Annotated in this window: 13 protein-coding genes; 11 read left to right on the top strand and 2 right to left on the bottom strand. The window is 30.5% G+C overall.

The window, feature by feature from the left end; translation table 11 throughout:
- Window positions 1-15: 15 nt before the first annotated feature.
- A complete protein-coding gene (locus tag H7355_RS01565; RefSeq protein WP_186644315.1) occupies window positions 16-762 on the top strand; it encodes a substrate-binding periplasmic protein in 747 nt (248 codons plus the stop codon).
- Between the two features lie 28 nt (window positions 763-790).
- On the opposite strand, the gene H7355_RS01560 is transcribed toward H7355_RS01565, so the two are convergent.
- Together H7355_RS01560 and H7355_RS01555 are read right to left on the bottom strand one after the other, a co-directional pair.
- Window positions 791-1,633, bottom strand: coding sequence for a DUF1028 domain-containing protein (locus H7355_RS01560; RefSeq protein WP_186644314.1), 843 nt, complete (start codon window positions 1,631-1,633; stop codon window positions 791-793).
- 265 nt (window positions 1,634-1,898) lie between these two features.
- The gene (locus tag H7355_RS01555; protein ID WP_186644312.1) at window positions 1,899-3,095 is read right to left on the bottom strand and encodes an esterase/lipase family protein; all 1,197 of its coding nucleotides are present in this window, start codon (window positions 3,093-3,095) and stop codon (window positions 1,899-1,901) included.
- A gap of 206 nt (window positions 3,096-3,301) precedes the next feature.
- Between H7355_RS01555 and aroA the strand changes: the two genes are divergently transcribed.
- The 10 genes from aroA to H7355_RS01505 all read left to right on the top strand — a co-directional run bounded on the left by aroA (window position 3,302) and on the right by H7355_RS01505 (window position 13,895).
- The gene (aroA, locus tag H7355_RS01550; protein ID WP_186644310.1) at window positions 3,302-4,687 is read left to right on the top strand and encodes a 3-phosphoshikimate 1-carboxyvinyltransferase; all 1,386 of its coding nucleotides are present in this window, start codon (window positions 3,302-3,304) and stop codon (window positions 4,685-4,687) included.
- On the top strand, window positions 4,688-5,785 hold the full coding sequence (gene aroC, locus H7355_RS01545) for a chorismate synthase (RefSeq protein WP_186644308.1): 1,098 nt from the start codon (window positions 4,688-4,690) through the stop codon (window positions 5,783-5,785).
- Window positions 5,778-7,016, top strand: coding sequence for a 3-dehydroquinate synthase family protein (locus H7355_RS01540; RefSeq protein WP_186644305.1), 1,239 nt, complete (start codon window positions 5,778-5,780; stop codon window positions 7,014-7,016). The genes aroC and H7355_RS01540 overlap by 8 nt, the downstream gene beginning before the upstream one ends.
- 144 nt (window positions 7,017-7,160) lie before the next feature.
- On the top strand, window positions 7,161-7,622 hold the full coding sequence (locus H7355_RS01535; RefSeq protein WP_186644303.1) for a PH domain-containing protein: 462 nt from the start codon (window positions 7,161-7,163) through the stop codon (window positions 7,620-7,622).
- A 177-nt stretch (window positions 7,623-7,799) separates the two neighbouring features.
- Complete coding sequence (locus H7355_RS01530) at window positions 7,800-8,738, top strand: ABC transporter substrate-binding protein (protein WP_186644295.1); 939 nt, start codon at window positions 7,800-7,802, stop codon at window positions 8,736-8,738.
- A 221-nt stretch (window positions 8,739-8,959) separates the two neighbouring features.
- Window positions 8,960-9,907: an ABC transporter substrate-binding protein gene (locus H7355_RS01525; RefSeq protein WP_186644293.1), complete on the top strand. Its 948-nt coding sequence runs from the start codon at window positions 8,960-8,962 to the stop codon at window positions 9,905-9,907.
- A gap of 27 nt (window positions 9,908-9,934) precedes the next feature.
- The gene (locus H7355_RS01520; protein WP_186644287.1) at window positions 9,935-10,996 is read left to right on the top strand and encodes an NAD/NADP-dependent octopine/nopaline dehydrogenase family protein; all 1,062 of its coding nucleotides are present in this window, start codon (window positions 9,935-9,937) and stop codon (window positions 10,994-10,996) included.
- 47 nt (window positions 10,997-11,043) lie between these two features.
- Window positions 11,044-11,901 (top strand): EamA family transporter, encoded by an 858-nt coding sequence (locus H7355_RS01515; protein WP_286190599.1) that lies wholly within the window; start codon window positions 11,044-11,046, stop codon window positions 11,899-11,901.
- Complete coding sequence (locus tag H7355_RS01510) at window positions 11,882-12,904, top strand: FecCD family ABC transporter permease (protein ID WP_186644279.1); 1,023 nt, start codon at window positions 11,882-11,884, stop codon at window positions 12,902-12,904. The genes H7355_RS01515 and H7355_RS01510 overlap by 20 nt, the downstream gene beginning before the upstream one ends.
- Window positions 12,897-13,895, top strand: coding sequence for a FecCD family ABC transporter permease (locus tag H7355_RS01505; protein WP_186644277.1), 999 nt, complete (start codon window positions 12,897-12,899; stop codon window positions 13,893-13,895). Before H7355_RS01510 ends, H7355_RS01505 begins: the two co-directional genes overlap by 8 nt.
- Window positions 13,896-13,939: the final 44 nt, after the last annotated feature.

Raw genomic sequence — 13,939 nt, 5'->3', positions numbered from 1 at the left:
AGGTGGTGCTAAAATATGTATATAAATACAAAATTAGTTTTAATCTTTATTGTACTTAATATTGTCCTTGGAATTTATGCAAAAGATAAAGAGAAAATAACTATTGCTACTGAAGCATTTTTGTTTCAAACTGATAAAATAAATACAAATGAAATAGGTGGTTTAGCAGGAAAAATTGTGGTTGAGTCTCTAAAGCGCGTAAATATGGATTATGAGATGATGTGGGTTCCTTGGAAAAGAGCGCAGAATGAAACTTTACTAAATTCAAATAACTCAACTTTCATAATTCCTTTAACGCGCAATAATGAAAGAGAATCAAAATACAATTGGGTATCTCATTTATACAATAACGATACAGCTTTTTTCACTTTAAAAGGGCAAAAAAAGATAAATGATTTAAAAAGTGCAAAAAATTTGAAAATTGGTGTTCTTAATGGTTCATCGTACGAAATCACAATTAAGGAAGCACAGTTAAATTATGAAACAACTACATTAGATGAATCAAATTCTAAAAAATTAGTTCTTAAAAAAATAGATGCCTGGTATACTTCTAAAATTAATGGTTTAATGGCTTTCAAAATAAATAAAGTAAATGTAAATCATATTGCATATGGTCGTTCAATTGATTCAGAAAAAATATATATAGCTACTGCAAAAAGCACTCCACAATCATTGGTTGAAAAAGTGAGGAAGGCTATCGAGGATTTCAAGAAGACGGAGAGATATAGAGTTCTTATTGATAATGCAATTAAAAATAACTAATAAATTGAAATATTTTTAAATTATTTAATTAATTTATCGATCTCTTTGGAATTGCTTTCTTATTATATAAAGATATTAAACTATCAATTCCATCTTTTTGTTCTGAAGGATTAGAATAGGTAACATAATTTTCTAAAGTTTCATCACCTTTATATGTTCTCATAAAAGCAAAGTTTGAAGTAGTGCCATAACTAGAGACGCAACGTATATCACCAATATTTTTTAGACTTTTAACATTTTGTAATGCAGCTATTAATTTATCAGATAAGTTTACTGGCTGGTTTTTTGACTCATTTTCAAAACCATCACTTAAAGCTTTTATAACATCATTTTGGGTTGAATTATCTTTCTGGGTTAAATAGTTACCTGCTATAACATAAGCAAATCGTTCATTTGCGCCTGTCAAATCCCCTGAATGAGAATTTACATCCATTCCTGTGTAAGCATTTTTATAAACAATATTTTTCGTTGAATCAAATGTTAACGCAAGAAATTGTCTGAATTTTGAATAATTATCATTCGCTGTCAATACCGTTTCTTCATAGTTAATAAGATCATTTATAATCTCTTTTGCATTTTTTGCATTATAAATTAAATCTTTTGCTTTTGAATTTAAAAGATTTACATTGATTACAGCACCTTGCAAGTTCATAATTCCTTTTCCTGGGACATAAACATGTAATTGATCTTCTATAAAGCTTTTAATTTTTTCATCGCTTTTTTCACTTTCTTGTAATGAAATGCAACTTGCAAAAGCAGCACCAAATTTACCTTCCATTTTATCTATAGCTATTATAGAAAAAGTTGCATTTGCTTTTGTTACACTTGTAAGAGCAAGGAGAGAAAAAATAAATTTAGACAAAATATGCATTAAGTATACCTTATAAAATAGATAATTGGGAATATTAGTTTTACAAAAACGACTGAGTGTTAATTTATTAAGCAAAATAAATTTATAAAAACGCACTCAAAACAGGATATATAATTGAATTAAATTTTTGGCAAGATTTTTTTATTTATGCACTTCTATAGAAATTTAAGCAACTTCTAAAAGTGCATAGTAAATTTAGGTAAGATCATATTTATTTTGTCTTTTGAAGTGTTTTTGAATAGTAAATATTAATCATTAAAAATAATTATAGTGAATATAATAATTCTAAATGTTTTTCATATAACTCCTTAACTTTCCAATATGGCTTCAGTGGGTTTGGAATTGCACCAATTATTTCAAGATGATCCCAACCATGGCGCACACCCATATCATTCCAAATTCCCTTATGAGCTGTTCCTGTATAATACATTCTTTTTCCTTTAAATGGGGATGCCATACTGATTGTATTAACCACTCCATCGTTTGCGAGCCATTGATCATCAATATTTATATTCCCATTTAGCTTACGCTTAAAACAACCAATTGCATTTGCGGGTAAGCTTAATAAAGTTAAAATTGTAATTTGGCAATTAGTAAATGGAATATCTATTGATGTTGATTGTGTGCCGTATGAAAAATAAAATACATCTTTGTATTCTTTATCGCTATCGTTAAATAAATGTGCTCCTTCTGGGCTTAAATCCCACTTACTTATATCTTTTGTATTCCAGATATAAGAATTATATGCTCTAGCTAAAAAATCTTTTAGGTTTTCATCTTTTCTTTTTGTTAGATTCCACTGTTCAAGTTTGAAATCTAAAAAAGGTTCAACCCCGACTGCATTTGCAGCCGTTACTGTAGATACTATAATAAATTGTGACGTAGGTAGGAAAATATCTGCTAAATGTGTCAGTGATGTTCCGTTATTTGGAGTTGCAATCGTAGTTATACTTGTTACCCAACTTTTATTTCCTCTATATAGTTCAGCAACATCATTTTGACTAGTAAGTATTTCTTCTTGAGATCCTTCCTTTAAAAGGCTTAATAACGCTCGAATTGTTTGACCACCTTGACTATGTCCAATAAAATGAATTTTATGATTTTCATCCCATTCTGGATATAGGGGTTGTGTATAGCAGCGACCGAAGCGAGCATGTTTAAATTTTTTTGCATGTGCTTCACCATAATCAGCGCAACCTCCTTTTATCTGTGCATAAAGATCAATTGCTCTGTCGTAATTTGAACTGAATTTGCCAACAGAAGCAGTAAAAACTTTACCCCCTTGAGATTTTAGATCTTCTTGTAAATCGTTAAAACCTCCCCAATATTTATAGCCGAGAAGCTCTTGTCTCCCCCATCCAGAAAATCCATGCACAAGGACAATCGGGTCTCGATTCTCTGCCATGCAGCAGAATGATAAAAAAGTTGAAAAAATAAATAGACTGATTCTTATGAAAGTCATAATAATCTCCTTAAGCAAGGGTCAATCCGAAATGGACTGGCTGTGTATTCAATTGTCAAATAACTGAGTTTTATTATATGATTTCAAGAGAATGAATTTCAAATATTTTTTTATATTATTTTGATTATTTCGTTTGAGTGGTACTTTAACAAATGTTTTTTCAAATAGTATATTTTTTAATATTTGAAAATACGACTAGAGTAATTATGGAAATAGAGTTTAAGAAATACTTTTTTTCTTCATTAAGTGAAGATAAAAAAATTAAAGAAATAGCAGTGACTCATCGAAACAATATCATGCAAATAGATATGTCAATTTTTGGTTCAAAAAGTTTTACGAATCGAGCCATAATTCTTTCTGGCATGAGCCCAAAAGCAACAAAAATAGAAGGCTTTTTATTTTCAGAAGATTCCTACTGGGGACTCAATGCTTTGAGTATTTTAGGATTTCGTATCAAAATAAACTATACTGAAAAAAGTGTACAAATATTCCCACCAATTGAAAATTTCCAAAAGGATTTCAAAATATTCTTAGGTAAAGCAGGAACATTAGCGCGTTTTTTTCCATCTGTAATATTAAATTGGCAAAAAACATTTCCCAGTTTCGGTAAAATAAATGTTTTTGCTGATGCAGACGTGCAACTCATAAAACGACCCATGCAAGAACTTGTACAATCCTTAAAAGAGCTTAATGCAAATATATCGAATGAAAATTTACCAATGCACATTTCATCATCGGATTTAAAGGGTCAATGTGCAATTGGCGGACAAACATCTGGACAATTTTTGAGTGGATTGCTCTTAGCTTCTTTCGGAGCAAAATCACACATTGAAATCAGACGTATAAATAATCTTGTTCAACCAGATTATGTGAGAATGACTTTGCAGTCGATTGAGTCTTTTGGTGGTCAAATCTCGTCTGATCATGATCTTTACCAATTTAAAATATCGCCAACTTTTAATATTGGAATTGAAAACTATGCAGTAGAAGCCGATGCCTCTACTTGCTGTTATTTTATAACTCTCGCGTATTTGCATAATTTTAATTTGCGAATAAAAAATTTAGGCAAATTAACTTTACAACCCGATTTTCAATTTATTTCAATTTTAAAAACGCTTGGTGCACATATTGAATGCACAGACACAGAGATTTTTGTCTGCAAAAAAGAAACTTTTACAAGGCCAACTGGTAATATTTCCTTTGATTTATCAAAACTAAGTGATCAAGCTTTAACATTAGGAATAATTGCTTTATTTGCTGAAGCTCCTTTCGAAATTAGGAATATTTCTCATATTCGTATGCATGAGTGTGATAGAATTTCTTGTTTTGTCGCAAATTTAAGATCTTTGCATATTCGGTGTGATGAGTATATAGATGGATTCTGTGTACACCCTTATAAATATGATTTTAGTAATTTACAAGCTTTATGGAAAACGTATGATGATCATCGATTCGTAATGAGTGGTTTTATTCTTGCTTCTTTTGCAAGTAATTTATTTATCGAAAATCCAAATTGTGTTGAAAAAACAGCTCCTCTGTTTTTTCAACAAATAAAAGATCTTGGCTTTCAGACAAAATTAATTGAGGAATAAATGGGAAACACATTTGGATCGTTATTTAAAGTTACTACATTTGGCGAATCGCATGGGGCAGCTATAGGTTGCATCATCGATGGGTGTCCAGCAGGATTAAAACTCAATGAAGAAATTATTCAAGAATTTTTAAATAGAAGAAAACCTGGTCAGAGCGATTTTACTACGAGTCGAAACGAAAATGATCTTTGTGAAATCTTATCTGGCATAGAACAAGGTAAAACTTTAGGCACGCCAATTGCAATTATTATTCGCAATAAAGATAAAAATCCACTTGATTACACCGAGCTGAATAAAGTTTATCGACCCGGGCATGCTGATTACACGACGCAACTCAAATATGGTCTGACTGCGCAAAGTGGTGGTGGACGTGCCAGTGCACGAGAAACTATAGGACGAGTTGCTGCAGCAGCTGTTGCAAAAATATATTTAACAGCAAAATTTCCAGAATTAAGTTTAATGGCTTGGGTTCAGCGTATTAAAGATATAGAAAGCAAACTACATTATCAAAATTTCTGTTTTGCAGATATTGAAAAAAGTGTTATTCGTTGTCCCGATCCTATCGTTGAAGAACAAATGAAAGATGCAATATTAAATGCAAAACAGCAAGGGGATTCTCTCGGCGGTTGCATACGTTGTGTTGCACAAAATATTCCTGCAGGTCTCGGGGAACCTGTTTTCTACAAGCTTGAGGCGGCATTAGCAGGAGCTATGCTGAGTCTACCTGCTTGTAAAAGTTTTGAAATTGGCAATGGATTAGAATCAACCCACCTTTTTGGCAGTGAAAATAATGATCATTATTATTTAAATGAAAAAGGGAATATTTATACAAAAACAAATCGCTCAGGTGGTGTTCAAGGTGGTATTTCTAACGGTATGAATTTGGAATTTAGTGTCGGTTTTAAGCCTATTTCAACAATTTATAAAGAACAAAATACAGTTACTAAAGTTAAATCACAAGAAATAAAATTTTTAATTCCAAAAGGGAGGCACGATTCTTGTGTTTTACCTAGAGCAGTGCCAATAGTAGAAGCAATGTGTTGGCTTGTCTTAGCAGATCAATTTATGCTGCAAAGCACTCGGAAAAGTTATGATTGATATTTTTTTAAACAAAGAGAAAAAGTTAAAAGATATATTAAATGATTTTTTTAGAAAAAAATATCATCGCAATTCTGTTCCTGAATTTTCATTTGAATATGATAAAGATGTATTTCAAGTTGCCTGTCAAATTTATAAAAGAGGTTTTATAAATTTAGCAAATCAAGTATTTGAAGTTTATCACGATGTTCCTTTGCAAATCATAGATAGATTGCGGTTTGAAAAAATTATATTGGAGATAAATAATAATCAAAATTTTTATATTATTGATATGAATATAAAAAAATATTATGAAAATCTAATTTCGTCTGAAAATGTTTTTTTTTATGAAGCTAGTGAATTAAATAAAAATATCGATACTGTCATTGCAATTTTAAAATATCTACCTAAAAATTGTTGTGAAATTATTGCAATAGGAGGAGGAAATACTCTTGATGTGTCTGGTTTTGTAGCTGCAATAGCAAAGAAACCAATTAAATATTTTGCAACAACTCTCCTTGCTGCAGTGGATGCAGCAACGGGAGGAAAAACTGGGGTAAATTGTCCATCAAATGGTAAGAATCAAATCGGTCTTTTTTATAATGCAAAAGAATTTTATTGTATTCCAGAATTATTTCAAACACTTCCTTATACAGAAGTAATATCTGGTTTGTGTGAAGCATTAAAGCATTCTTGGTTATTTGGTGCATTTATTGAGAATAAGAAACATTTTGAAGACATTTTAATATCGAATTGTTCTGTTGAGGAATTAAAGATTTTTTTATTAAAAAATATAGAATATAAAGCTAATATTATTAACCAAGATCCTTTTGAAAGAAATGGCATTCGTTCAGCTTTAAACTTTGGACATACCTTAGCCCATCTAATTGAAGCGCTTGCTGAAAACAAAAAAATAGAACATATGTCACATGGTATTGCGGTTGCTCATGGGATGTATTTTTTGATTAATAATAGTATAGTAGAATGTCCAAGTGATAGATTCTTTGACTTTTTAGAAAAAATAATAAATTTATTTCCTATAATAAAACTCTCAGATATTAAAACGAGTGACATTGATCATTATATAAGACAAGACAAAAAAAATGTTAATTCTTTCCAATGTTCATTAAGTTTGCCAGCTTATGGTCAATTTTCATTGAGTAAAAAATATGTTCCTAATACTGATATTTTAACAAACTATTCGCATGAACTTTTTGTATTTTTAACTTCAAAATATTTAAATGGTTTTTAACATACATTCTTAATTATTTTTATAATCAAATGTATAATAAGCTTATGAATTGAGTTTGCTATTGCTTTTTTTTAAGAGTTTCTTTAGAATAATTATACCTCAATTATGTTTTATACTACTCTTTTCATTCCATAGGGAGAATGTATGTTGTTAAATTTAAAGAGTGAAGAAAAAATTCTTTTCAAATTTTCAATTCATTGGTTTGATATGATTCCAAATATTTTTCTTGGTTTTATATTATTTCTTATGTTTCTTCCAAGTTTTTCAGGTATTAAATCTACATATGCTTATTTATTTATAATAATTTTTTGCTCAGCTCCCATGTTAAGTAAATTTGTTTCAAATTTTAATAAAAAAATATTACTTACAAACCAAAGATTATATATTGAAAGTGGTTTCCTAATTAAAAATGTTCAAGAATTTCCAATTCAAGAAATAAAGAATGTTGAAATTACTCAGAATTTATTACAGAAATTTCTTGGTGTAGCAGATGTCAAAATATTGTTTCCTAATACCCAACCACTTATGATTCAAAGAATTATTTATCCAGCAAATTTAAAGGAAGAGATTTTTAAATTATTAAAAATTAATTTGAATAAAGTGTAATTTTATAAAATTTTCTAAATTCTATAATTAAAAATTTATTAATTTTAATTAAAATTTAATAATTATTCAAAATGTAGCATATTCTTTCATAATGCTCTTGACTTTTTTTTTGAGTTTTCATAGGTAAAAAATGATAATGAAAATCATTCTCATATTAAGAGTTAAAAGGAGTTAGTGATGAAAAAAATAATAGCAACAACTATTTTATGTTTATGTTCTTCTTTAAGTTATGCGGTTCAGTTTCCCTTATCTGTAAAAGCTGAGAACGGAACAATCATTTTACCAAAAAAACCAGAAAGAATCGTTGTCCTTGAATTTGGTTTACTTGATGAGTTGAAACTTTTGGGGGTTAAGCCAGTGGGAGTTGGGAAAAGCGATAGCAGTGAAGGACAAGATCCTGCGTATCTACAAGAATTTTTAAAAGATATACCGGGAGTAGGAACTCGGGATGAACCTAGCCTAGAAGCTATTGCAAAATTAAAGCCCGATCTCATTCTGGGTGAGGTTTCTTTTATTTCTAAATTAGCCCCTCAACTTAATAAAATTGCTCCTACCGTTCTGTTAAACGGTATTCTTGGTGATACAAACGTGCAAAAAAAGAATTTACAAATCTTGTCTGAAATCACTGATAGAGAGAGTCGTGTTTCAGCTATTGTTAAAAATCATGATCAAATTCGCAACAATGCAATTGCAATCGCTCATAAATTTCCCCAGCAAAAAGTTTTGATCGGATATATAACACCAAGTGGAGTTTTTAGAGCTCTTTCTTCCAATGCAATTGCGACACCGATATTAAAAGATTTAAACAAAATAAACTTGATTCAAGATAAAAGTTCTTTGCATAGAGTTGAAGTTACAGTCGAAGGGATTATTAATATGAATCCTGATCAAATTGCTATTCTATTGACTGATGGTGATATGTCACCTTATAAAAAGTTACAAGAAAATCCTTTATGGAAAGATGTGCGTGCATTTAAGGGAAATCAAATCTATTTCCTAGATAGAAATGTCTGGGCAAAAACTCACGGGATTGAAGCTATGCAGATTAAGTATCAAGAAGCAATTGAATCGGGATTCTTAGCGGGGACACCAAATAATAAAAATTCGGTAAATTGATAAATCTACTTAAATTAAAAAAAAAATTATTATATTTAATTTGAATTATTTAAAAAATAGACTACCAATTATTTTAAATATAAAATTTTTATAAAATCTCAATCGTTAAATCAAATACATTTGAAACTTTCTTGACAAAAAAAATGAGTTTGTCTATCAAACATATTATTGAGAATGAATTTCATTATCAATATTTTCTTTTATATTTTTAGGAGCTTCGTATGAAAAAACTTCTTGTCTCTGCTCTCTTAAGTTTATATATGCCTATTTGTGGCGCAGCTGAATTCCCATTATCTGTAAAGGCAGAAAATGGAGTTGTTAAGTTAGATAAAAAACCTGAGAGAATTGTTGTACTTGAATTTGGCTTACTCGATGAATTAAAATTGCTGGGCGTTAAACCTGTCGGTATGGGAAAAAGTGATAATACAGAAGGGCAAGATCCAGCTCACTTGCAAGAATTTATAAAAGATATTCCTGGAGTCGGAACCCGAGACGAACCGAGTTTAGAAGCAATTGCGAAATTAAAGCCTGATCTTATCATTGGTGAAGTCACATTTATATCAGGTTTATTGCCACAACTTAACAAGATTGCTCCAACTATTTTATTGAATGGTATCCTAGGCGATCCCGCTGAACAAGTTAAAAACTTAAAAATTCTTGCGAGTATCACAAATACTGAAGATAAAGTTGATGGAATAATTAAGCATCATGATGAAATCCGTAATAAAGCCATTGCAATGTCTATGAAGTCAAAACCAAAAACTGTTTTGATGGGCTTTATTACTCCAAGTGGTATTTTTAGAGTTCTTTCCTCAAATGCGATTGCGACCCCAATTTTAAAAGATTTAAATAAAACAAATCTTATTAAAGATACAAGTGTTATGCATCGTGTAGATATCACGGTTGAAGGTGTTTTACAAAAAAATCCAGATCAAATCGTTATTTTATTAACAGATGGAGATCTTGCTCCCTATGAAAAATTAAAAGCAAATCCATTGTGGAAAGATGTTCGTGCATTCAAACAGAATCAAGTCTATTTCCTTGATAGAAACGTATGGGCAAAAACCCATGGAATCGAAGCGATGGAAGTTATGTATGAAGAAGCTATGCAATCTGGCTTTTTAGATGGTAGACAACAAAAATTGAACACAAATAAAAATAATATTTAACTAAATTTTATTATGAAAGATGTAAAAATGAAAAAAATTGCTGTCATTGGTTGTGGGCATGGCGGACAAGCTTTAGCAGGACATTTTTCTATATTGGGGCACTCTGTAAATTTATATGCACATCCTCGACATCTCGGTGGTTACGAAGCTGTGAATAGAAATGGTGGGGTGCAATGTCAAGGGGTTGTTCAAGGATTCGGGAAATTAAATCTTGTAACCACGAACATTGAAAAAGCATTAAAAAATACAGAATATATTTTTATTGCTTTACCAGTGCCAGCTCATGAAGCCATTTTTATAAATATGCTTCCATATATAGAAAGCAACCAAATTGTTATAAATTTATCTGGACATTTTTCAGGAATTTTTCAATATGATATTTTAAAAAGATCAGGGTGGGAAAAAGAAATTTTGATAGCAGATATCACTTCTTTTCCATATGCTTGTCGATCAGAAAAACCTTCATTTGCAAATATATTAGCAATTAAAAATAAAATGGGTATTTCTTCTTTAAATTATTCCCATGGACAAGAAATTAAAACAGCAATTCAAGATTTCTTTCCGTGTGAATTGGTTACAATGTCAAGCTTTATAGAAACAGGTTTATACGATCCATGTGGTATAAGTCATCCTCCATCTGTTTTATTCAATGCAGGCAGAATTGGTAACAAAGAAGAATACTATTTCTATAAAGATGGTGTTTCAATTGAAACTGCTCGTTTTTTAGAAAAAATAGATGAAGATCGCATAAATATTGGTAAGAATCTAGGTTTTAAATTACCGCCTTATTATCAAGTAATGAACGATTATTATGGTTTATCGCATAAGAGTATTTATGATTTCTTTAAAAACTCTCCTATCCATAATAAAAATAAATTAAATCCAAAATCATTAAATGATCGCTATATTTCAGAAGATGTCCCATTTTCACTCGTTCCATGGTATAGCTTAGGTCAAAGCGCTGGGTATGAATCTTCAGCAATGAGAAATATTATTGATATTACGTCTATCCTTAATCAAGTGGATTATTTAAGTGCTGGGCGTATCATCACAAAAGATCATTTGAAAGCTTATAAAATATGTGGATAACGATTGCTATTTTAAGTTCGATTATTTTTGGGATAGCAAGCGTCATTATGAAGTCGGCTTCTATAAAAAAATGTTCCGATCACTATGTTCTTTGGGGCCTGTATTTTACAGGTTCTCTCGTCTTTTTGATAACTTCATTTGGAAATTTGTCATTTAATTTCGATTTTGCAGTTTTATTTGCTGCTCTCTTAATAGCTATAGGATCTTATTTTGGCAATTGGCTCTTTATTAAGGCTCTTGAAGTTGGACCTGCCAGTTTAACTGCATCAATGTTAAATATAAATCTCCCAATTATAATTTTAATGTCAGTTTTTATTTATGGCGAAGAGTTAAATAATATAAAAATTGCTATTATATTTCTTCTTCTTATAGCAGTTTTATTAGTAAAGCTTGATCCAAATGAAAAAATGGTAATAAAAGATAAAAAATGGTTTATTTGGGTTGTTTTGAGCTCAGGTTTTCTTTTTTTACGAGAAGGTGGATTAAAAATAACATTAGAGCTTGGCTTTAATAATCAAATTATTTTATTCTATTCGTATATTATATGTCTATTATTATCAAGCATAGCAATTGTATTGAAAGAATATAATATCCTTAAGCAAAACAACAACAATATTGATGCTATGCAAAAGTTAAAATCATTAAATTCTTATTTAAGAAAAAGTAATACCTATGGTCTTTATTTTGGCTTGATAACCGGAATTTGTTCAGGGGTTGGACTTTGTTTATATTCTGAAGCCTTAATTATTGGCCCAACCAGTTTGGTGGCTTTAATATTTTCTGCTAGAAGTATGGTTATTGTTGTTATGTCATATTTGTTACATAAGGAAAGGCTTTCTATGTTTCAAAAATGCTCAGTTTTATTCTTATGCATAGGACTTTCTCTTGCAAGCTTTATCAAATAATCCTAATTTCATAGCAAAAAAAAATTATTTAATTTACATTTTTAGTTTATTAGTGCTTTTTATCTTATTTCTTTATTCCTTATCTTTGGGACCAGTAGAACTTTCTTTTGATAAAGTTCTACTTTCTTTTTTGCACTCAAGTGACACATTTGAACGTCGGCTTATTATTGAAACCAGACTTGCGCGAACTTTAATGGCATGTCTTGTAGGATCAAGCTTTGCAGTTGCTGGCGTTATGCTGCAATCTGTTACTAAAAATCCAATGGCCTGTCCTAGTTTATTAGGTGTTACACAAGGAGCAGGTCTTGGAATAGTCATTGTACTCGCTTTATTTCCATTTTGCCCTTTGCCTGTTTATTTAGGTTGCGCTGTCATAGGCGGAATTTTAGCGGCTGCAATAACGTATTTCATAGCTATTTCGGTTGGTATTTCACCATTAAGATTGATTTTAGCAGGTCAAGCAATCAATGCTTTATTATATGCTCTAACTCAAGCAATTCTCATTTTTTTACCTACTCGCTCTGGAGTTATCCTTATAAATTTAAATGGCTCAGTTGCAGGAGCTAATTGGCAGCAGTTAACTTATGTTTCGCCAGTTCTTATTTTATTAATTATAATTGCTATTTTTAATATTAAAAATCTCCAGATTCTATCTTTTGGAAAAGATATTGCAAGTTCACTTGGATTGAGCACAGAATTTTTGCTTGCCTTTTTTTTATTTATTATTGTACTTCTTTGTGCAGCATCTGTGAGTTTAGCAGGACCCATTCTTTTTTTTCCATTAATTGTTGTTCATTTTAGTAAGTTTATTGTCGGGGAAAATTTATCCAAGCAACTTCCATTTTCAATTTTATTTGGTGCAATTCTCATGTTATTTTCTGACTGCCTCATGCGGGCTGTTTTTTCAAATCAAGAAATTCCTGTAGGATTTTTTATTGCTTTAGTGGGGGCGCCTATTCTTATACTATCTTCCCGTATGAAAAGGCTTTTAAATAATGGATAAAGCAATATATAAAAACGCACGCCTGCTTTCTCTTCTTATATTTCTTTTACTTTTGAGCTATGCTTACTTAATGATTGGAGTTACATCTTTTTCAATATCAGATGTTTGGAATGTTCTTGCAAAAAAAGTAGATCTTGTTGGTGCAGATTTCATTGTTGGCGATGTCCGAATGCCGCGGGTGATTATTGGTGTCCTTAGCGGTGCAATGTTCGCTCTTTCTGGAAGTTTATTGCAGTGCGTTTTACGCAACCCTATGGCAGCTCCAGATATACTAGGAGTGAATTCTGCTTGTTCTTTGTTTATTTTATTTTTCACCTTTCTTTTTCCAAATAGTTTTGATTTAAACAATATTATATATGCGATATTTGGTGGATGTGTAGGTTTTTTTATAACAATTCTTGCATCATTAGAAAATAAAAAAATAAATCAAACAAGATTAATTATTGTTGGAGTTGCTGTCGGTGCGCTTTTTAAAGCATGTTGTCAGTTTGTGATTATGCAATCAGATGAAAGACAAAGCTCATTAATTTCATTTTTAACTGGTACATTGTATCATTCAAGCTGGAACTCAGTTCATCAGATAATTTATCCTGCTTGTTTACTCATATTCATAACTTTTTTCTTTTATCGACAATTAGATATTTTGCAATTAAACGAAGAATCAGCAGCAAGTATAGGATTTAAAGTTACAAAATGGAAAATTATTATCATTCTCCTGGCTCTTATGCTTGCGTCAATAGCTGTTTCAGGTAGCGGAAGTTTAGGATTTATTGGATTAATTGCTCCCAATTTAGCGAGAATTTTATTTGGTTCTTCACACAAATTCAATTTAATTGGTTCTTGCTTAATTGGCGCTACTTTGACTTTATTTTCAGATCTTATTGGGAGAATTGTTTTTCCTCCATTTGAGATACCTGCAGGTCTTGTTTCTATCATAATTGGTGCCCCTTATTTTTTATATCTTATGAAAAATATTGGAAGTTATAAATAATTTTCCTATCCATTTCAAAAAATTGTTATTGACTTTAAAATATT

It is taken from the genome of Fluviispira vulneris (assembly GCF_014281055.1).
GTDB classification, from domain to species: Bacteria; Bdellovibrionota_B; Oligoflexia; order Silvanigrellales; family Silvanigrellaceae; genus Silvanigrella; species Silvanigrella vulneris.
This window is presented reverse-complemented; position numbering and strand designations above follow the sequence as displayed.